This window comes from Treponema sp. OMZ 805 (assembly GCF_050937395.1).
Taxonomy (GTDB): domain Bacteria; phylum Spirochaetota; class Spirochaetia; order Treponematales; family Treponemataceae; genus Treponema.
The window spans coordinates 1-255 of the sequence record NZ_JACCLP010000076.1 but is presented as its reverse complement, the minus strand read 5'-3'; the positions used below and the strand labels follow the sequence as shown (position 1 = coordinate 255).

Below are 255 nucleotides of genomic sequence, written 5' to 3'. Positions count from 1 at the left end.
GCCGCTTCCGCCACTGGTTCCAATTTTAATGTGCGACGTATTGTTTTTAAACCTAAACGTACCGCCGTCAGCTTTACCGTGCCAATCGTATTTTTCACTGTCGATACCGTCAGGATTTGCTGCGTTATATGTCAGCCCCAACGTTTTGGTTTCAACCACCGTAGAGCCGACATCTGCGATAGTGCCGTTCCGGTTCATATCCGTTCCCAATGCTACAGCGCTTATCTTCAAAGGCTCCTTTTTAAGTTTTACCGG

Annotated in this window: 1 protein-coding gene; it reads right to left on the bottom strand. The window is 47.5% G+C overall.

Features of this window, described 5'->3' with window-relative positions; genetic code table 11:
* Positions 1-231 (bottom strand): hypothetical protein (locus HGH47_RS12370; protein WP_432912808.1); only part of this gene is annotated, 231 nt, incomplete at its 3' end.
* Between the last annotated feature and the right edge of the window lie 24 nt (positions 232-255).